Here is a 17,795-nt window from a genome sequence, read left to right as displayed (position 1 = left end):
TCAGGCTCGCCGCCTCTTCCACGGGGTGAGGACGTACTGGAGGGCGACCAGCAGGGCGTCCGCTACGACGGCGAGGAGGAGGGTGAGGACCACTCCCACGATCACCGGGGTCGGGTAGTTGCGCTGGAAGCCGTCGGTGAACAGCTGGCCGAGGCCGCCGTCGCCGATGTAGGTCGCGACGGAGACCAGGGAGATCGACATGACCGTCGCGATCCGGACGCCCGCCATGATCACGGGGAGCGCGAGCGGGAGCTCGACGGTGAGGAGCGTGCGCAGGGGGCGCGTGCCCATCGCCTTCGCGGCCTCCTTCGTCCTCGCGGGCACCGAGTCGAGGCCCTCGACGGTGTTCCGGAGCAGGACGACCAGGGTGTAGACCGTCAGGCCGATCACGGTCGTGGTGCGGGTGAGGCCGCTGACCGGCAGCAGCAGCACGAAGACCGCGATCGACGGGATGGTGAACAGGACGTTCGACGCGCCGAGCAGGAACCCGCGCAGGAAGCGGACCCGGTGGGCGACCACCGCGAGCGGGAGCGAGATCAGCAGGCCGAAGAAGACCGCGCTCAGGGCCGCCCGGAGGTGGGAGACCGTGAGGGTGGTGAGGTCGTCGGTGTGGCCGGATATCCACGACCAGTCGATGGTCACGCGGCCGCACCCGTCTCCGCGCGGGCCTCGGTGTGGGCCTGGCCGGCGTGGGTGTGGATGTCGTCGCGGGACGAGACGCCGGTGAGGACGCCGTGCGCGTCGACCCGGGCGATCAGGCCGCCGGGGGAGGCGACGGACTCGTTGAGCGCCGCGAGCAGGGAGTCGTCGTCCTTGAGCGGCCGTACGGGGATCTCGGCGTCCTTCGACGCCCAGTGCAGTGGCCTGCTCGTCTCGTCGACGACGAGGGTCCAGGGGCCGCCCTCCGGTGCCGGGCCCTGCGGGACGTTCGTGAGGGTCTTGAGCGACAGCAGCTTGAGGCCGCGCTCGGCGCCGAGGAAGTCGGCGACGAAGTCGTCGGCCGGGCGGGCCAGGAGCTCGGAGGGGGTGGCGCACTGCACCAGGTGGCCGCCGGTGCGGAAGATCGCGATCTGGTCGCCGAGCCGTACCGCCTCGTCGATGTCGTGCGTGACGAAGACGATGGTCTTGTTCAGCTCCTTCTGGAGCCTGAGCAGTTCGTCCTGGAGCTGGGTGCGCACCACCGGGTCGACCGCGCCGAACGGCTCGTCCATGAGCAGCACCGGCGGGTCGGCGGCGAGCGCCCGGGCGACACCGACGCGCTGCTGCTGGCCGCCGGAGAGCTGGTGCGGGTAGCGACGGCCGGCCTCGGCGGTGAGGCCGACGGTCTCGAGGAGTCCGGCCGCCCGGGCCCGTGCCCTGCGGCGGCCGTGGCCGAGCAGCAGCGGCACGGTCGCGATGTTGTCGAGCACCGTGCGGTGCGGGAAGAGGCCCGACTGCTGGATGACGTACCCGATGGAGCGGCGCAGTTCGGCCGCGTCCTGCCGGGTGACGTCCTTGCCGCCGACGCGGATGGTGCCGGAGGTCGGTTCGACCATCCGGTTGATCATCCGCAGGGTGGTCGTCTTGCCGCAACCGGAGGATCCGACGAGGACGGTCACGCCGCCTTCCGGCATGTCGAGGGTGAGGTCGTGGACTGCTGTCGTGCCGTTGGGGAAGCGCTTGTGGACCGCGTCGAACTGGATCATGAGTTGTCCCTTGCCCGGCTGTATAACGTCATGCAGAGTTCTCCGTAGATGAATAGGTTGTCAACGGCCCGGTGTTAATCCGAGGTAACGGATGACCGAGAAGCAAGATCAGGTGTCCGTATCGAGGAGGTTTTGGGCTTGATGTCGTCTCGGATCGTGGACACACCGTGGATTGCGGGCCCGGGGCTCGTCGTCCTCGACGGGGTCGGTCTCGGCGTCACGGACGTCGTGCGGCTCGCCGACGGTGCCGCCCGGCCGGTCCCGGGGAGCGAAGCGGTGCGGCGCGTCGAGGATTCCTGGGACGCCGCCCGCCGGATCGCCGCCACCGGACGCGTCTACGGCCGCTCCACCGGCGTCGGCGCCAACCGGAACGAGGACGTGCCCACCGACGCGGCCGCTGAGCACGGTCTACGACTGCTGCGCAGCCACGCCGGCGCCATCGGCGAGGAACTCCCGGCCCGGCAGGTGCGCGCCATGCTCGCCGTCCGCGCCAACCAGCTGCTGGCCGGCGGCGCGGGCCTGAGGCCCACCGTCGTCACGGCCCTGTGCGAGGCGCTGGAGAGCGGGGCGTACCCGGTCGTGAACGAGTTCGGCTCGGTCGGCACCGGCGACATCGCCGCCCTCGCCCAGGCCGGCCTCGCCCTGGCCGGCGAACATCCCTGGCGGGGCACGGGCGCGCCCGACGCCCAGCCGCTCGACAACAACGACGCCCTGGCCTTCATCAGCAGCAACGCCCTCACCCTCGGCCAGTCCGCCCTCGCCCTGCACGAACTGCGCGGGCTGCTGGAGGCCACCCAGATCGTCGGCGCCCTCTCCCTGCTGGCCGTGGACGGCTCGCACGAGGCGTACGCCGCCCCCGTGCACGCCGCCCGCCCGCACCGCGGCTCCAGCGAGGTGGCCCGCCGGATGCGCGAGCTGATCGGCGCCGCCGACCGGCCCACCCCGCCGCTCGGCCGCATCCAGGACCCGTACGGCTTCCGCTGCCTGCCCCAGATCCACGGCCCGGCCCACGACGCGGCCGACGCCCTGGAGCAGGTCCTCGCGATCGAGATCAACGCGGCCGCCGAGAACCCCCTGATCTGCCCCGAGGATCTGGCCGCCTATCACCACGGCGGCTTCTACCAGGCCCAACTGGCCCTCTCCCTGGACCACTTCAGGCTGGCAATGACACAGGTGGCGCGGCTTTCCACGTCCCGCCTGTCGTCTCTGAACGAGCCCGCCTTCACGCGGCTGCGGCCCTTCCTCGCCGGCCAGGAGGCCGCCTCCTCCGGCGTGATGATCCTCGAGTACGCCGCCGGAGCCGCCCTCGGCGACCTGCGGGCCTTCTCCGCGCCCGCCTCCCTGGGCCACGCTGTACTCTCCCGGGGCGTCGAGGAACAGGCCAGCTTCGCCTCGCTCGCCGCACGTCAGACACTGCGCGCGTGCGGCGCGTACCGTCTCGTCGTCGGCTGCGAACTCGTCGCCGCCGTACGGGCGCTGCGCCAGCGCGACCTCAGGCCCGACCCGGACCTTCCGGTGGGCCGCGCGCAGGAGCTCGCCGAGTCGGTGCTCGACGAGGACCCGGCCGACCGGCCGCTCACACACGACGTGACGACCGCGGCCGCACTGCTCGACCGGTTCACGGACATCTGGAGGGGGAGCGAGGCATGAGCGCGGACACGGAGACGGGTGCGGTGGGCGCGGAGTCGGGTGCGGTGGCCCGGGAGTCGGGTGCGGGTGTGCCGGACGCGGGTGTGTCCGTGCCGGACAGCCCCGCCGCGCGGCTGCAGGCGCTGTTCGAGGGGCACCGGCTGACGCCGACCCAGCGGCGCATCGCGCACAGCATGGTGCGGCGGGCCGCCGACGTGCCGTTCCTGTCCAGCGTGGAGCTGGCCGAGCTGGCCGGGGTCAGTCAGCCCTCCGTCACCCGCTTCGCGGTCGCCCTCGGCTTCGACGGCTACCCCGCTCTGCGCAAACACCTGCGCGAGGTCGCGCCCACCGAACAGACGGCCGCCTCGGCGTCGTACAACGAGTACCAGCAGGCCGTCGAGGCCGAGATCGAGAACCTGCGGCACCTCGCGGAGGTGCTGGCCGACCCACGGCCCGTGCAGAAGGCGGGGCGGCTGCTCGCGGCCTCGCGCCCGCTTCCCGTGCTCGGGCTGCGGGCGGCGGCCTCCCAGGCGTACGGCTTCGCGTACTTCGCCGCCAAGGTCCATCCGGACGTACGGCTGCTCAACGAGGGCGGCACGATGATCCACGACCGGATCGACGCCGCCGTACGCGCGGGCGCCTCGACCCTGTTGTGCTTCGCGCTGCCCCGGCACCCGCGCGAGGTCGTGGACGCCTTGGCGTACGCCAAGGAGGCGGGCCTGACGGTCGTCAGCGTCGCCGACTCGGCCTTCGCGCCGGTCGCCAAGGTGTCCGACCTGCTGCTGCCGGCCGCCGTCGGCACCGGGCTGGCCTTCGACACGGCCTGCGCGCCGATGCTGCTGGGCCGCGTCCTGCTGGAGGCGATGTGCGACGACCTGCCGGACGCGCAGGCGCGACTGGAGGAGTTCGACGCGCGGGCGGCGGCGCGCGGGTTGTTCGTGGAGTGACGGTGACCGCGTGACCGCGTGACCCGTCTCCGCCCGACGACTCGCCGTCCGTCCGGGCCCAGCCTCTCAGGGGGGCGATTCGCGGATCGAGCGCCTGTTTCGCCGTGCGACTCGGGCGAGATCTTGTGGGTGGTGTGGGCTTCGTGGCGTGCTACACGCTGGAAGGCCGCTCACGCCGTCCCGGCACCCTTGGCCGCCGGTGCCGGAACGGGTCGCTCAGTGGCCTTCACGCCCAGAGCGGTCAGCCGCTCCCGCTGCTGGGCGGAGAACTGCGCCCGTCGTCCGGCCGTCATCGCCACCGCCCGCGGCGATACCGACGTCGGTCCCGTCAGACGGGCTCGCCGGGGCCGTTCCGGGCCACCGAGAGGATGACCTCCCGCATCTGCTCGGCATACAGCCGCATGTTCTTGTAGGCGATGTCGGTGTCCGGGTAGCGGGTGGCGAAGTACAGCCCCTCGTGGAGCCTGTTGAACCAGGCGCACACCCTGTCCCCGTAGGACACTCTGACCAGGCCGTACGCCTTCAGCTCGGTCCAGCGTGCCGATCCGGGGATGTGCCGGGTGTCGATGTACGAGACGATCGAGTACAGGTCGGGCGACGTCGGGCGGAAGTCCGAGCCGAGCAGGCGCAGCACCCGGCCGATGGGCATGCGGGCCATCGACCTGTTGGCGTGCACCGCGGTGTGCACCATGTCCAGGAGGCACTGGAAATCGCCTGCCTGTGCCGTGTGGATCTCGATCGGCGCGCCGCCGACGTACCAGCCCACGGAGTCCCGCCATTCGGACTTCGCGCGTGTGTGGAACGGCACGACTGTCCGGAAGGCGGGTTCGCCGCCGATCTTGTGGACGACGAGGCTCGTGGCAGCCAGGAGGCCGACCGGAACTCCGCCGAAGGGCCGGCAGGCCTCGTCGAACGCGGCGATGTCGTCGGCGTCGACGAGCATGTCGTGCATGAGTTTCTGCGTGGGCAGAGGGCCGCCGGGATCCAGGCCGAGATCGACGGGGAAGTTCGGCAGGTCACCGCCACACAGGTCGATGAACTGCCGCCAGCGGGCGACGATTTCGTGCGTGCCGTCGATCCGGTCCGCGTCTGCCCGTTCGATCTCGCAGAAGTCCACGTAACTGCCGACCGGTGCCCATTGAACGGGACGGCCCTCGACAGCCGCCGCGCAGAGCTCGTGGATCTCGGCGGGGATCTGTTGGACGGAGTACCCGTCGACGTTGCTGTGGTCGAAGGCCATGTACACACTCGTGCCGTCGTCCCGGACGATCGCCGCGTAGATGAAGTTCGGCCAGCTGAGCGCGTTCGCCGCGACGTCGAAGCGGTCCTGGAGGCGCTGCACGAGTCTCTCCACGTCGGAGAACTCGCCGACCACCTCGCGATGAAGTACGACGGCCTCGGCATCGAGCGTGAACCGACGCAGTTCGTCGTCGGCCCAGCGGAAGCCGCTGCGCAGCGTCTCGTGCCGGAGGGTCCAGGTCCGCAGGGCGTCCTGCAGTACGTCGAGATCGATCATGCCCGGGATGTCGAACGTCGTGCCGAGCCAGGTCGGAACGAACAGGCCGTCCTCGCGCACCGACTTGGCCGTCCGGATGTGCGACTCCTGGACATACGCCGGCGGTCGGGAATCTTCTGGCAGACCGGTCGCTGTCTCGATGGCCTCCTGATCGAGCGTCCACTCGATGAGGAGGCCCGGCCGGGCCTCGCAATGCTGGATGTCGGTCATTCGCACGGCAGGCATCTCCGTTCACAGGGGTGCAGGGGAGCGGTGACTCGGACCGGACCGTCTCTTCGCCGGCGTCAATGCGGTGCGGCCCTGCCGCGACACCAGCGAGCCCAGGCGTTCACCTGCGCGGCCCGGTGAGAAAGAGAAGAGCGGGCGGACCCCACCGCCGATGCGCCCCGCGCAGGCCCATGGAAGGCGATGACGGCACCCGCCAGGACGAGGCGCCCACGTACGAAGGGGTGACTGCCGGGGTCTTGGCCGGTCCCGGAGGCTCGTCGGCGGTGTGAGGGAAGCGGCGCCCGGCTGAATACAGCTCTGGAACCGCTTCCGCTTCCGACGATCTCCTGGTGGTGGGAGCAGTTGGACATCGCGTCACCGACTGTTCCCGTGCGGCGAGGGGTCCTTGGCCGCACCACCGGCCCGTCAGCTTCCGCCACAGCGAGGGCCGCCGCCTGTTCTCCCCCGGTTGTGGGATGAAGCGCACCGCGAGCACCAGCAGGTGACGGAACACCAGAGAGCCGGTGGGGTATGGCTGTCGTGCGAGCGCCACTCGGTGTCCGGGCCAGCGGCCCGGTGTTGCCGCTCGGTGCGGGCGGCGCTGTCGTTCCGTCCGGACCAGCCTTTGTCGGCTCGGCTGTCAGAGGGTGCAGACCGTCGTCGTCTCTCCGTCGGCCTGCAGTGTGGCGCACACGCGCGGCACGCGGGGGATGGTGAGGGTGAGGCGCTCTTCCACATTGGCGCGCACGGTCTGCTGCAGGTCCAGCAGCACGGTCTCCCCGACGGTGATCCTCGCTCCCACTGTCTTGTCCACGTTGCAAACGACCGTGAGGGTGACCGTGCTGGTCAGGTCACCGTCTGTCTTCTGGATGTCGGCTTGGCAGGGCAACTGTTGCTGGGGAGCGGCCTGCGCGGGCACGGCCGCGAAGAGGGGCGTGGCAGCCAGCACGAGGGTGGCGGCTGAACGGAGTATGAGGTGAGACATCTGGTCCTCCCAGGGGCCTGGCAGGCCGGGTCGGGGCGCGGCCTGCCCTCTAGTTGCCACGGCGGAATATCCTCTTTGTGGCATTCGGGAAGATATGATCACGCCCCTGGGGAGCCTGCAACACGGATGCGCCATAAGGCTCCTGACCGAAGGACCGCCACTTCGAAGCGCTCCACTGCGCTTGGTGGCACCCGGCTCACGCTGTTCCTCGGCCCGGCCACCGACGGCATCCACGACCTCCCGGGCAGCGACAGCACGACAGGCCACTACTCCCACGGGGCCACCGGCCCCATGCCCGCCCAGCGGAAACGCCATCCTCAACTCCGGAAGGACAACACTTCTCAGACTCGTCTCACGATTCCTCGCTAATCTGTGCGCCCAGAAATCGTGCTGAGACGACGAGGAGGCGGATCGTGTCACGCGGAGTTCGCGAGGGGCGCGGAGGGCAGGGACTGGCTCGGGTGGCCGTCGTGGTACGGGCGGGAGCAGCGCCGATGTGGTGGCTCGGCGTGTTCGCGGCGGGCATCGGCCTAGCGGTGCCGGGCATCACGGGCCGGCGGATCGGGGTGATGGCCGGGGCCGTCCTGTTCGTCGTCGCCGCGGCTGTCGTGTCGTACCGCGGCCGCAAGCGGTACGCCGCGCTGGCGAGCTCCGCCGTCCGCGCCGGGAAGCACGACGTGCTCCAGGACCGTGCGGTGAGCGCGCGCAACTGGCGCCGGGGCCACCTCTGGTGGCTGCTGCTCGCCTTCCTCGCCGCGCTCGGCAGCGCGTTCGCCGTGCCCGCCGCGGGCGGCATGCTGCTCGCCGGATGCGGTACGGGGCTGTGGCTGAAGGCCGCCTGGCTGGGGCGGCGCGAGCAGGCCGGGGACGCGCTGCTGTGGGTGCGTGTCGACTGGCTCGCGGCGAACGGCGGCCGTCCGGCCGGCAAGACGGTCAAGGCCTATCGCAGTACGGGCATCGCGGCCGGCGACGCGGCCCCGGGTGGAGCGCGCCGCCGCACCGCGGCCCTGGTCTAGTCAGGCCCGGTCAGACCTCCAGGTCCTCTTCGATCCTCTTCAGCTGGTGGCGGGCCATCGCCAGGTTGGCCCGCTTGGCGTCCAGCACCAGATAGAGGAAGAGACCGTTGCCGCCGCGGCCGCTGATCAGCCGGATCAGGTGGTACTGGTCGGAGAGGGTGATCAGGATGTCCTCGATCTGGGCCTTGAGCCCGAGGTGTTCCATGGTGCGCATCTTCGAGCGGACGACGTCGGTGTTGCCGGCGGCGGCGACGTTGAGGTCGAAGCCCTTGCTGCCCCCCAGCGTCCCCAGCGCCATGCCGCTGGTGTAGTCGACGAGCGCGACGCCGGTGGCGCCCTCGATGGAGGCGAGTGCTTCTTTGAGTGTGGTTTCGGTGTTGGCCATGACTGTTCCTCGGTTCCTTTCAACTGTCGCTTGTGGTACGTGCGTTGGTGGTCGTGGTCGTGGTCGTGGTCGTGGCGGTCGTGGTGGCCCGTGGTGTGCGCGGGGCTCTGCTCCGGGCGGCGGTCGCGGCCTTGGCGGGTGCCTTGGCGGGAGACTTGGCGGGAGTGGCCGGGTCGGCCCGAGGCGCCGGGGGTGCCGTCGCGGTGTCGACGAGCTCGCCGATACGGGCGCCCGACCGCCGGCCCTCCAGGTGCAGGCGGCCGACGTTGACGCGGTCCTGGGCGAGCAGCGTCAGCACGGCGCCGTGGCCCGCCGCGTAGGTGGCCACATAGCCGTAGACCCCGCGCACGAGCAGCTCGCGGAAGTCCCCCTGACCGGTCACGTCGGCCAGCTGTGCGGCGAGGCCCCGGGCGGTCGTGACGAGCGTGGCCACGTCCGCCGGGTCGACGCCGGGCGTGTCCTGGGCCAGGACGAGACCGTCGGCGCCGGTCGCGAGGGCGCCGGTGAGCTGGGGCACGCGGGCTCTGAGCCGGCGCAACTCCTCCAGGATGTCGGGCTCGGCTGCCATCAGGTCGCTCCTCTCGGCGCGGGTCCGCTGCTGCTGCCGTTGCCGTTCAAAGGGCCTCCAGCGCATCCCTGAGCCTCTTCAGCAGCGTGATGTGGGGGTCGGTGACGTCGACGGGGATTCCCGCGAGCGGGTCCGGTGCCGCGGGTGCTTCCGGTGTGCCGGGCGCCTCGGATGTCCCGGGCACCTGGTACGTGCCCGGTGTCTCGTGCGTGCCGGGTGACTCGGCGGGGACAGGCGGGCGGGGTCGGGGTCTGACCACGCCGGCCGCCGCCAGGCGCCGAAGGTCCACGAGCGTGTGGAACGCCGGGCGGCCCAGCTCCCGCGCGATGTCCGTCGCCGTGCGCACGTCGTCCAGCTCGGCCAGGACCGCCCGCTGGCGGGAGGTGGGCGCCGGGGGCGCGGCGCGGTGCGTCCGGGCCAGCGGGGCCTCGTCGGTCGTCGGGTCGGGCCAGATGCGGTGCAGCATGTCCCGGCGGCGCAGGGTCTCGCGCTCCAGGGCGGCCACGGGCACCGGGCACCCGCAGGCGGGCGCGGGCCCCGCGTCCTCGCCGTCCTCGCCGTCCTCGGTGCCGTAGCGGAAGCGGCCCGGCGTGCTGCTGGGTGCGAGGGCGAAGTACGCGGCGTCGTACAGCGCGGTCAGCCGGCACAGCTCCAGCGCGCCCGGGGTGAGGTGTCCGTCGTCGACCAGGAGGTGGCCGGCGCGGTGCCGGTCACCGGTCTCGGCCAGCGCCTGCCGCCAGGCGCCGGCTTCCAGGGTGCCGCGGGCGGTGAGCAGGACGTCGAGGCCGGGGGCGGACGGGCTGTCGGCGTGCACCACCCGGCCCTCGGCGAGGTGGAGCGTGCCGCGCTCGCGGACCAGGACGCCGGTGGCCCGTTCGGCCGCCAGCCGGGTCAGCATGGGCGAGACGCCGCCCCACCCCCGGTCCTGGACCGCCGCTCTCTCCCGCACCGGCAGCCGGGGTGGCGGGGTGGTCTGTACGGCGGTCATCCCAGCACCAGCCGTCCGGCCATCTCGCCGAGCCGGATGCGGGCCAGCGCGAGGTTGCCCTCCGAGCGGGCCAGCCACAGGTGCAGACACACGCTGCTGTCGAAGGGCGTCCGCACGAACCGCAGCACGTGATAGCTGTCCCGGTTGCTGATGATCAGGTCCTCGACGGGCGGATCGATGCCGTCGTCGTGTCGTGACCCGCCGGTCCTGCCGTCCTCTGCGTCCGCACCGGTGTCGGGTGCGAAGGCGTGCTGCTCGGCGGCGAGCCGGGCGAGCTCCGCGGCCTCCACCGCGGCCGTCTCCTGGTCGCCGCCCGGGGATTCCCCGACGACGCCCAGGGCCAGCCCGCTCGTCCAGTCGACCAGTGCGGCGCCCCGGGCACCGGGCAGCCGCATGGCTTCGAGCAGGCACTCGTCGATTCCGGGCACCGTTGTTCCCCTCCCGCCTGGGGTTCGGCTGAGTGACGCCGAAGCTACGCAACGTGTGCGTGCGGGGTGAGGGTTCTGGCATTTTCCGGTGGAACATGCGGCGAGTGACTAAGGTGGGTCAACTGACCTTTTTTCCCTGGCCAGTTGATCACCAGATCCCCCGGAGCGCGTCAATGGCGTCCCGGTGTGCGGAGTGTGGTGAGTGCGCCCGCGTGCGCCCCTCCCGACTCGGCCACGATCTCCTCGACGGTCTGCGCCTCCCGCACGATCGCGAAGGCGGTGCCCCCGGCCCCGTCCGGCGCGAAGCCGTAAACCCCCGGCCGGGCCAGGGAGTTGTACGCGTAGTGGTGCGCGAAGTAGTACGCCCCCGTGTCCAGGGCCGCCGCGTAGTCGCCCTGTTCGAGGAGCGGCAGCGCATACCCCTGGGCGAGCAGGTCGCCCGCGAAGCACGCCGGCCCGGCGACGTCCTGCGCGACCTCGGGCCCCTCCTTCGGCCGCCCCTTGCCGTCGTACGCGGCGATCCTCAGCGGCCACGCCCCCGGCGCGTACACCGTCCGCGTCGCCACCTGCACGCCCGCGTGCGTCACCGCGACCGGCCGCCCGCCGGCGCTCTTGGCGTACTCGACGCGCGCCACCACCGTCCCGTGCTTGGCCAGCAGTGACCGCCCGAACTCGGTCACCAGCCCGTACCGCCCGTCGAACAGCCCCGGCACCGCCTTCTTCAACACCCGCGCGTAGTCCGCGTACGTCGGTGTCGTCACGTCCGACGTGAAGTTCACCGGCAGCCCGCCGCCGATGTCGATCGTGTCGATCTGCGGGTGCCCGATCCGCCGGTTGATCTCCTCCGCGAGCGCGTACGTCGCCGCCACGCCCTCGGCCATCAGCGACAGCGGGACGCCCTGCGACCCGGAGTGCGTGTGCAGCCGGGACAGCCAGGGGCGCTCGGCGTACGCCCGCACCACCCACTCGCGCGCCCCCTCGTCCCGCAGCGCCACCCCGAACTTCGAGGTCGCCGTGGCAGTGGAGAGCGCTTCGATGGCCCCGGCCCCGACCTGCGGGTTCACCCGGATGCCGAGGGGGGAGCGACTGGCCGCCGACCTCATCAGAGCGTCGATGCGGTCCAGCTCCTGCGGGTTGTCGGCGTTGACGGCGATCCCCAGCGCCAGCGCCTCCCTCAGCTCGGCCGGCGTCTTGGCGGGCGAGTCGAGAACCGTCCGGTCCGGCGGCAGCCCCGCCGCCCGCGCCAGGGCCAGCTCGCCCGGGCTCGCCACCTCGACGCCGATGCCCTCCTCGCGCAGCAGCCGCAGCACCGGCACCAGCGGGGTCGCCTTCACCGCGAAGGCGTGCAGTACGGGCGTACCCGGCGCCGTGACCTCGTCGAACGCCGCCCGCAGGGCCGCGGCCGACTCGCGGATCCCGGTGACGTCGAGCAGGCCGACGATGGGCGCGTCCGGCCGGAGCAGCCCCTGCTCCACGGCCGCGCGAACCGCCTCGTCCCGGCGGACGACCCGTTCCCCGTCGGTGTCGCCGCTCGGATCACCGGTACTGCTGTTGTCCTGGTCCACGACGTCCCCGTCCTGTCGCCGCCTGCGCCCGCGTGCCGGGCCGGCTGCCGATGTGTGTGTCCCTGTGTCCCTGCGTCTCCCTGTCCCTCTGTCCAGCGAAACATCCGTGCCCTCACCCATGCCGACGCAAGAACGTATTGACTAGTTCTATTCAGAGAGTCAGGATGTGAATATCGACAGTAAGAATCCGTCGGGAGCAATCCACCAGGAGCCAGGAGGCAGACCATGTCAGGACCCCGCCCCGTACGAGCACCGCGCGGTACGGAACTGAGCGCCCTGGGATGGCAGCAGGAAGCCGCCCTGCGGATGCTGCAGAACAACCTCGACCCGGAGGTAGCCGAGCACCCCGACAAGCTCGTCGTCTACGGCGGCACCGGCAAGGCGGCCCGCGACTGGCGCTCCTTCGACGCCATGGTCCGCACGCTGCGGACCCTCAAGCAGGACGAGACGATGCTCGTCCAGTCCGGCCGCCCGGTCGGCGTCATGCAGACCCACGAGTGGGCCCCGCGCGTCCTCATCGCCAACTCGAACCTGGTGGGGGACTGGGCGAACTGGGAGGAGTTCCGGCGCCTGGAACAGCTGGGCCTGACCATGTACGGGCAGATGACCGCCGGCTCCTGGATCTACATCGGCACCCAGGGCATCCTCCAGGGCACCTACGAGACCTTCGCCGCCGTCGCCGCGAAGAAGTTCGGCGGCACCCTCGCCGGGACGATCACCCTCACCGCCGGCCTCGGCGGCATGGGCGGCGCCCAGCCGCTCGCCGTGACCATGAACGACGGCGTCGCGATCTGCATCGACTGCGACCCGCGTGCCATCGAGCGCCGCATCGAGCACCGCTACCTCGATGTGAAGGCCGACTCCCTGGAGCACGCCCTCCAGCTCGCCGTCGAAGCCCGCGACGCCCGCCGCCCCCTCTCCATCGGCCTGCTGGGCAACGCGGCCGAGCTGCTGCCGCGCATGCTTGCCGAGGGCGCCCCCGTCGACATCGTCACCGACCAGACCTCGGCGCACGACCCCCTGGCCTATCTGCCGGCGGGCGTCGACTTCGACGACATGGCGTCGGCCGCGGCCAAGGACCCGGCCGGTTTCACCACCCGCGCCCGCGAGTCGATGGCCCGCCACGTCGAGGCCATGGTCGGCTTCATGGACGCCGGCGCCGAGGTCTTCGACTACGGCAACTCGATCCGCGGCGAGGCCCGGCTCGCCGGGTACGACCGCGCCTTCGCCTTCCCCGGCTTCGTCCCCGCCTACATTCGCCCCCTGTTCTGCGAGGGCAAGGGCCCCTTCCGCTGGGCGGCCCTGTCCGGCGACCCCGCCGACATCGCCAAGACCGACAAGGCGATCCTCGACCTGTTCCCCGAGAACGAGTCCCTCGCCCGCTGGATCAAACTGGCGGGGGAGCGGGTCCACTTCCAGGGCCTGCCCGCCCGCATCTGCTGGCTCGGCTACGGCGAGCGCGACAAGGCCGGTGAGCGGTTCAACGACATGGTCGCGAGCGGCGAGCTGGCGGCACCGCTGGCGATCGGCCGCGACCACCTCGACGCCGGGTCGGTGGCGTCGCCGTACCGCGAGACCGAGGCGATGCTCGACGGCTCGGACGCTATCGCCGACTGGCCGCTGCTGAACGCCATGGTGAACGTGGCGTCGGGAGCGTCCTGGGTGTCCATCCACCACGGCGGTGGCGTCGGCATGGGGCGGTCGATCCACGCCGGGCAGGTGACCGTTGCCGACGGCACGAAGCTGGGCGGGGAGAAGATCCGCCGGGTTCTCACCAACGACCCAGGTATGGGTGTCATCCGGCACGTCGACGCGGGGTACGACATCGCGGAGTCGGTCGCGGACGAGCGCGGGGTCCGGGTCCCGCTGCGTGAAGGTGACGACGCGTGACCTTCCACAGCATGTGGACGGAGCTGCTGACGATCGGCCGCAGCTCCGCCTCCGGCGGCTACCGCCGCTTCGCCTGGACCAGCGCCGATGCCGAGTGCCGGGCCTGGTTCAAGGCGCAGGCCGAGGCACGCGGGCTGACGTACGAGCTGGACCGGAACGGGAACCAGTGGGCCTGGCTCGGGGATCCCGCTGCCGGGGACGCCGTCGTCACCGGGTCGCATCTCGACTCCGTGCCGGACGGCGGAGCCTTCGACGGGCCCCTCGGGGTCGTGTCCTCCTTCGCCGCGCTGGATGAACTGCGCGCACGGCGGGCCGAGTTCACCAAGCCCCTCGCGATCGTCAACTTCGGTGACGAGGAGGGGGCACGGTTCGGGCTCGCCTGTGTCGGGTCGCGGCTGGCCGCCGGGGAGCTCGGCGCCGAGCAGGCGCACCGGCTGACCGACGGGGACGGCGTGACCCTGCCGCGCGCCATGGAGGCCGCCGGGTACGACCCCGATGCCATCGGGCCGGACCCGGAGCGCCTCGGCCGTATCGGCGCCTTCGTCGAGCTGCACGTGGAACAGGGGCGGGCGCTCGACCTGAGCGGCGACCGGGTCGGCATCGCCAGTGCCATCTGGCCGCACGGACGGTGGCGGTTCGACTTCCGGGGCGAGGCCAACCACGCCGGGACGACCCGGCTGGTCGACCGGCGCGACCCCATGCTGTCGTACGCCGAGACCGTGCTCGCCGCCCGCCGGGAGGCCCAGCTCGCCGGTGCCGTCGCCACCTTCGGCAAGATCGCCGTCGAGCCGAACGGCGTCAACGCCGTCCCCTCCCTGGTGCGCGGCTGGCTCGACTCCCGGGCCGCCGACCAGGAGACCCTGGACACGGTCGTGGCCGGGGTCGAGAGGGCCGCCCGCGAGTACGCCGCCGCTCACGGCGTCGACCTCGACGTCGTCCGTGAGTCCTTCACGCCGGTCGTCGAGTTCGACCACGCCCTGCGCGACGAACTCGCCCGCATCCTGGGCAGGGACAGCGGCAAGGACACCGGCCTCAAGGTCCCCGTCCTGGGCACCGGTGCCGGACACGACGCCGGCATCCTCTCCGGGAGCATCCCGACCGCCATGCTGTTCGTGCGCAACCCCACCGGCGTCTCGCACTCCCCGGCCGAGTACGCGGCGGAGGACGACTGCGTGGCGGGGGTTGTCGCTCTCGCCGACGTACTGGAAGGGCTGGCCTGCACGTGACCCCGACGGAGCGGACTCGTACGTACTGGCTGGAGCACGCCTGGCTCGACACCCACGTCGAGCCGGGGGTCGCCGTCGAGGTCACGGACGGCCGCATCACCGCCGTCCGCATGGACACCCCCAGTCCGCCCCGCGGCGCCGAAACCCTCCGCGGCCTGACCCTCCCGGGCCTGGCGAACGCCCACTCGCACGCCTTCCACCGCGCCCTGCGCGGCACCGTCCAGGTCGGCTCCGGCACCTTCTGGACCTGGCGCGAGGTCATGTACTCCGTGGCCGACCGGCTCACCCCGGAGACCTACCACGCGCTGGCCCGCGCGGTGTACGCGGAGATGGCCCTGGCCGGTGTGACGGCCGTCGGCGAGTTCCACTACCTGCACCACGCCCCGGGCGGCACCCCGTACGCCGACCCGAACGCCATGGGCGAGGCCCTTGTCGACGCCGCCTCCGAAGCCGGTGTCCGCATCACCCTCCTCGACGCCGCCTACCTTTCCTCCGGCTTCGGACAGCCGCCCAACACCCACCAGCTCCGCTTCTCGGACGGGAGCGCGGACGCCTGGGCGGAACGCTGTTCAGTTCTCAAGGACCGGGATCACGCGCGGATCGGGGCCGCCATCCACTCCGTACGGGCCGTGCCCGCCCGGCAGTTGGCTACGGTGGCGCGGTGGGCCGAGGAGCGGCGGGCCCCGCTCCACGTGCACCTGTCCGAGCAGACCGCCGAGAACGACGCCTGCCGGGAGGCGCACGGCTGCACGCCGACGCGGCTCCTCGCCGAGCACGGGGTGCTGGGCCCGCGCACCACCGGCGTCCACAACACGCACCTCACCGACGAGGACATCGCCCTGCTCGGCGACTCGGGAACCGGCACCTGCATGTGCCCCACCACCGAGCGCGACCTGGCCGACGGCATCGGCCCCGCAGCCGCCCTCCAGAAAGCCGGCTCCCCGCTCTCCCTCGGCTCCGACAGCCACGCCGTCATCGACCTGCTCGAAGAGGCACGCGCGATGGAGCTCGACGAGCGCCTGCGCACCCGCACCCGCGGTCACTGGACGGCGGCCGCCCTGCTGCGGGCCGCCTCCGCCGACGGCCACGCCGCCCTCGGCTGGGACGAGGCGGGCACCATCGAACCCGGCGCGCTCGCCGACCTCACGACGATCGCGCTCGACTCGGTCAGAACGGCGGGGCCGCTGCCCAGGCTCGGCGCCGAGACGGCCGTATTCGCGGCGACCGCAGCGGACGTACGGCACACGATCGTGGGCGGGCGGCACGTCGTCCGCGACGGGGTGCACGCCCTCGTACCGGATGTGCCGCGGGCGCTGGCGGCCGCGGTCCAAGCCCTGCGTTCCTGAACCCCACCGACGCCCAAGCCCACGCCCACGAGGACACGATGAGCAGCACTGTCATCACCAACATCGCCACGCTGGTCACCAACGACCCCTCCCTCGGTGACGGCTCTCGCCTCGGTCTGATCCAGGACGCGGCCATCGTCATCGACGGCGACCGCATCGCGTGGACCGGTGAATCAAGCAAAGCACCCGCCACTGACAACCACCTCGACGCCGCCGGCCGCGCGGTCCTCCCGGGCTTCGTCGACTCCCACTCCCACCTGCTCTTCGCGGGCGACCGGACGGCGGAGTTCAACGCCCGCATGTCGGGGCGCTCGTACACCGCGGGCGGTATCCGTACGACGGTCGCGGCGACCCGTGCCGCTACGGACGCCGAACTGGAGGCCAACCTCACCCGCTACCTCGCCGAAGCCCTCCGCCAGGGCACGACCACCTTCGAAACGAAGTCCGGCTACGGCCTGACCGTCGCCGACGAGTCCCGCGCCCTGCGCATCGCCGCCGCCCACACCGACGAGGTCACCTACCTCGGCGCCCACATCGTCTCCCCCGACCATGCCGACGACCCCGCCGCGTACGTCGCCCTCGTCACCGGCGAGATGCTCGACGCCTGCGCCCCGTACGCCCGTTGGATCGACGTCTTCTGCGAGAAGGGCGCCTTCGACGGCGACCAGGCCCGCGCCATCCTCACGGCGGGCAAGGCGAAGGGGCTCCACCCGCGCATCCACGCCAACCAGCTGTCGTACGGCCCCGGCGTGCAGCTCGCGGTCGAACTGGACGCCGCCAGCGCGGACCACTGCACGCACCTGACCGACGCGGACGTCGCCGCGCTGGCGAGCGGACGTACGGTCGCCACGTTGCTCCCCGGCGCCGAGTTCTCCACCCGCGCCGAGTGGCCGAACGCCCGCCGCCTCCTCGACGCGGGGGTCACGGTCGCCCTCTCCACCGACTGCAACCCGGGCTCGTCCTTCACCTCGTCCGTGCCCTTCTGCATCGCGCTCGCGGTACGGGACATGGGAATGACGCCGGACGAGGCGGTGTGGTCGGCGACGGCGGGCGGCGCGCAGGCGTTGCGCAGGGAGGACGTCGGCCGCCTCACGCCGGGGGCGTACGCCGACGTGACCCTGCTCGACGCGCCGAGCCATGTGCACTTGGCCTACCGGCCGGGGGTTCCGCTGGTCAGCGGGGTGTGGCGGCGGGGAGAGCGCGTGGCGTGATGCCACTCAGACGCGGAACAGACCCGACTTCACGCCGCGTATGAGGTGGGCCAACGGGACCGTGGCGGTGGTGAGTTCGGTGTCGGGGGTGTCGCTTTCGCGGAGGTGGAGGGCGGTGGGGGTGGCGGCGAGTTCGACGCAGGTGTTGCCCTCGCCGCCACCCGAGAACGTGGACTTTTGCCAGTGCAGGACATGGGTCATGG

Annotated in this window: 18 protein-coding genes; 7 read left to right on the top strand and 11 right to left on the bottom strand. The window is 72.0% G+C overall.

Annotated elements, in window-relative coordinates; translation table 11 throughout:
• Both KUM49_RS42905 and KUM49_RS42900 read right to left on the bottom strand, forming a co-directional pair.
• A complete protein-coding gene (locus tag KUM49_RS42905) occupies positions 1–642 on the bottom strand; it encodes an ABC transporter permease (protein WP_217242365.1) in 642 nt (213 codons plus the stop codon).
• Complete coding sequence (locus tag KUM49_RS42900) at positions 639–1,685, bottom strand: ABC transporter ATP-binding protein (RefSeq protein ID WP_217242364.1); 1,047 nt, start codon at positions 1,683–1,685, stop codon at positions 639–641. Before KUM49_RS42900 ends, KUM49_RS42905 begins: the two co-directional genes overlap by 4 nt.
• A gap of 141 nt (positions 1,686–1,826) precedes the next feature.
• On the opposite strand from KUM49_RS42900, the gene KUM49_RS42895 reads away from it, so the two are divergent.
• Complete coding sequence (locus KUM49_RS42895) at positions 1,827–3,335, top strand: aromatic amino acid ammonia-lyase (protein ID WP_217242363.1); 1,509 nt, start codon at positions 1,827–1,829, stop codon at positions 3,333–3,335.
• On the top strand, positions 3,332–4,261 hold the full coding sequence (locus KUM49_RS42890; RefSeq protein ID WP_254402651.1) for a MurR/RpiR family transcriptional regulator: 930 nt from the start codon (positions 3,332–3,334) through the stop codon (positions 4,259–4,261). Before KUM49_RS42895 ends, KUM49_RS42890 begins: the two co-directional genes overlap by 4 nt.
• Before the next feature lie 170 nt (positions 4,262–4,431).
• On the opposite strand, the gene KUM49_RS50090 is transcribed toward KUM49_RS42890, so the two are convergent.
• The 3 genes from KUM49_RS50090 to KUM49_RS42880 form a co-directional block, all read right to left on the bottom strand.
• Positions 4,432–4,554 (bottom strand): hypothetical protein, encoded by a 123-nt coding sequence (locus KUM49_RS50090; protein WP_302185580.1) that lies wholly within the window; start codon positions 4,552–4,554, stop codon positions 4,432–4,434.
• A 35-nt stretch (positions 4,555–4,589) separates the two neighbouring features.
• A complete protein-coding gene (locus KUM49_RS42885; protein WP_217242526.1) occupies positions 4,590–5,993 on the bottom strand; it encodes a condensation domain-containing protein in 1,404 nt (467 codons plus the stop codon).
• A gap of 631 nt (positions 5,994–6,624) precedes the next feature.
• A complete protein-coding gene (locus KUM49_RS42880) occupies positions 6,625–6,969 on the bottom strand; it encodes a hypothetical protein (RefSeq protein WP_217242362.1) in 345 nt (114 codons plus the stop codon).
• Between the two features lie 494 nt (positions 6,970–7,463).
• On the opposite strand from KUM49_RS42880, the gene KUM49_RS42875 reads away from it, so the two are divergent.
• Complete coding sequence (locus KUM49_RS42875; RefSeq protein ID WP_254402677.1) at positions 7,464–7,985, top strand: hypothetical protein; 522 nt, start codon at positions 7,464–7,466, stop codon at positions 7,983–7,985.
• A 10-nt stretch (positions 7,986–7,995) separates the two neighbouring features.
• On the opposite strand, the gene KUM49_RS42870 is transcribed toward KUM49_RS42875, so the two are convergent.
• The 5 genes from KUM49_RS42870 to KUM49_RS42850 form a co-directional block, all read right to left on the bottom strand.
• Positions 7,996–8,370 carry a hypothetical protein gene (locus KUM49_RS42870; protein WP_217242361.1) on the bottom strand — a complete coding sequence of 125 codons (375 nt, stop codon included), beginning with the start codon at positions 8,368–8,370 and terminating at the stop codon, positions 7,996–7,998.
• A 19-nt stretch (positions 8,371–8,389) separates the two neighbouring features.
• On the bottom strand, positions 8,390–8,938 hold the full coding sequence (locus tag KUM49_RS42865) for a roadblock/LC7 domain-containing protein (protein ID WP_217242360.1): 549 nt from the start codon (positions 8,936–8,938) through the stop codon (positions 8,390–8,392).
• Positions 8,939–8,984: 46 nt separating this feature from the next.
• Positions 8,985–9,926 carry a hypothetical protein gene (locus tag KUM49_RS42860; protein WP_217242359.1) on the bottom strand — a complete coding sequence of 314 codons (942 nt, stop codon included), beginning with the start codon at positions 9,924–9,926 and terminating at the stop codon, positions 8,985–8,987.
• The gene (locus KUM49_RS42855) at positions 9,923–10,354 is read right to left on the bottom strand and encodes a hypothetical protein (RefSeq protein WP_217242358.1); all 432 of its coding nucleotides are present in this window, start codon (positions 10,352–10,354) and stop codon (positions 9,923–9,925) included. The genes KUM49_RS42860 and KUM49_RS42855 overlap by 4 nt, the downstream gene beginning before the upstream one ends.
• A 170-nt stretch (positions 10,355–10,524) precedes the next feature.
• The gene (locus KUM49_RS42850; protein ID WP_217242357.1) at positions 10,525–11,919 is read right to left on the bottom strand and encodes a diaminopimelate decarboxylase; all 1,395 of its coding nucleotides are present in this window, start codon (positions 11,917–11,919) and stop codon (positions 10,525–10,527) included.
• 225 nt (positions 11,920–12,144) lie between these two features.
• Here KUM49_RS42850 and hutU point away from each other — a divergent pair, with 225 nt between their 5' ends.
• Genes hutU through hutI form a run of 4 tightly spaced genes read left to right on the top strand, consistent with a single transcriptional unit; the run spans position 12,145 to position 17,592 of the window.
• The gene (gene hutU, locus KUM49_RS42845; protein ID WP_217242356.1) at positions 12,145–13,809 is read left to right on the top strand and encodes a urocanate hydratase; all 1,665 of its coding nucleotides are present in this window, start codon (positions 12,145–12,147) and stop codon (positions 13,807–13,809) included.
• Positions 13,806–15,035, top strand: coding sequence for an allantoate amidohydrolase (locus tag KUM49_RS42840; protein WP_217242355.1), 1,230 nt, complete (start codon positions 13,806–13,808; stop codon positions 15,033–15,035). Before hutU ends, KUM49_RS42840 begins: the two co-directional genes overlap by 4 nt.
• Positions 15,032–16,381 (top strand): formimidoylglutamate deiminase, encoded by a 1,350-nt coding sequence (locus KUM49_RS42835; RefSeq protein WP_217242354.1) that lies wholly within the window; start codon positions 15,032–15,034, stop codon positions 16,379–16,381. Before KUM49_RS42840 ends, KUM49_RS42835 begins: the two co-directional genes overlap by 4 nt.
• Positions 16,382–16,419: 38 nt before the next feature.
• Positions 16,420–17,592, top strand: coding sequence for an imidazolonepropionase (hutI, locus tag KUM49_RS42830; RefSeq protein WP_217242353.1), 1,173 nt, complete (start codon positions 16,420–16,422; stop codon positions 17,590–17,592).
• Between the two features lie 6 nt (positions 17,593–17,598).
• Here the strand turns inward: hutI and KUM49_RS42825 are convergent, their stop codons facing one another.
• Positions 17,599–17,793 (bottom strand): DUF397 domain-containing protein, encoded by a 195-nt coding sequence (locus KUM49_RS42825; protein ID WP_217242352.1) that lies wholly within the window; start codon positions 17,791–17,793, stop codon positions 17,599–17,601.
• Positions 17,794–17,795: the final 2 nt, after the last annotated feature.

The organism is Streptomyces sp. AC555_RSS877 (assembly GCF_019049245.1).
GTDB lineage: Bacteria > Actinomycetota > Actinomycetes > Streptomycetales > Streptomycetaceae > Streptomyces.
This window is presented reverse-complemented; position numbering and strand designations above follow the sequence as displayed.

What these genes read in the sequence shown, in the direction of transcription:
- KUM49_RS42900 (WP_217242364.1), bottom strand. Translation starts at nt 1,685, where the DNA reads ATGATCCAGTTCGACGCGGTCCACAAGCGCTTCCCCAACGGCACGACA.
- KUM49_RS42895 (WP_217242363.1), top strand. Translation starts at nt 1,827, where the DNA reads ATGTCGTCTCGGATCGTGGACACACCGTGGATTGCGGGCCCGGGGCTC.
- KUM49_RS42890 (WP_254402651.1), top strand. Translation starts at nt 3,332, where the DNA reads ATGAGCGCGGACACGGAGACGGGTGCGGTGGGCGCGGAGTCGGGTGCG.
- KUM49_RS50090 (WP_302185580.1), bottom strand. Translation starts at nt 4,554, where the DNA reads ATGACGGCCGGACGACGGGCGCAGTTCTCCGCCCAGCAGCGGGAGCGG.
- KUM49_RS42880 (WP_217242362.1), bottom strand. Translation starts at nt 6,969, where the DNA reads ATGTCTCACCTCATACTCCGTTCAGCCGCCACCCTCGTGCTGGCTGCC.
- KUM49_RS42875 (WP_254402677.1), top strand. Translation starts at nt 7,464, where the DNA reads ATGTGGTGGCTCGGCGTGTTCGCGGCGGGCATCGGCCTAGCGGTGCCG.
- KUM49_RS42870 (WP_217242361.1), bottom strand. Translation starts at nt 8,370, where the DNA reads ATGGCCAACACCGAAACCACACTCAAAGAAGCACTCGCCTCCATCGAG.
- KUM49_RS42865 (WP_217242360.1), bottom strand. Translation starts at nt 8,938, where the DNA reads ATGGCAGCCGAGCCCGACATCCTGGAGGAGTTGCGCCGGCTCAGAGCC.
- KUM49_RS42860 (WP_217242359.1), bottom strand. Translation starts at nt 9,926, where the DNA reads ATGACCGCCGTACAGACCACCCCGCCACCCCGGCTGCCGGTGCGGGAG.
- hutU (WP_217242356.1), top strand. Translation starts at nt 12,145, where the DNA reads ATGTCAGGACCCCGCCCCGTACGAGCACCGCGCGGTACGGAACTGAGC.
- hutI (WP_217242353.1), top strand. Translation starts at nt 16,420, where the DNA reads ATGAGCAGCACTGTCATCACCAACATCGCCACGCTGGTCACCAACGAC.
- KUM49_RS42825 (WP_217242352.1), bottom strand. Translation starts at nt 17,793, where the DNA reads ATGACCCATGTCCTGCACTGGCAAAAGTCCACGTTCTCGGGTGGCGGC.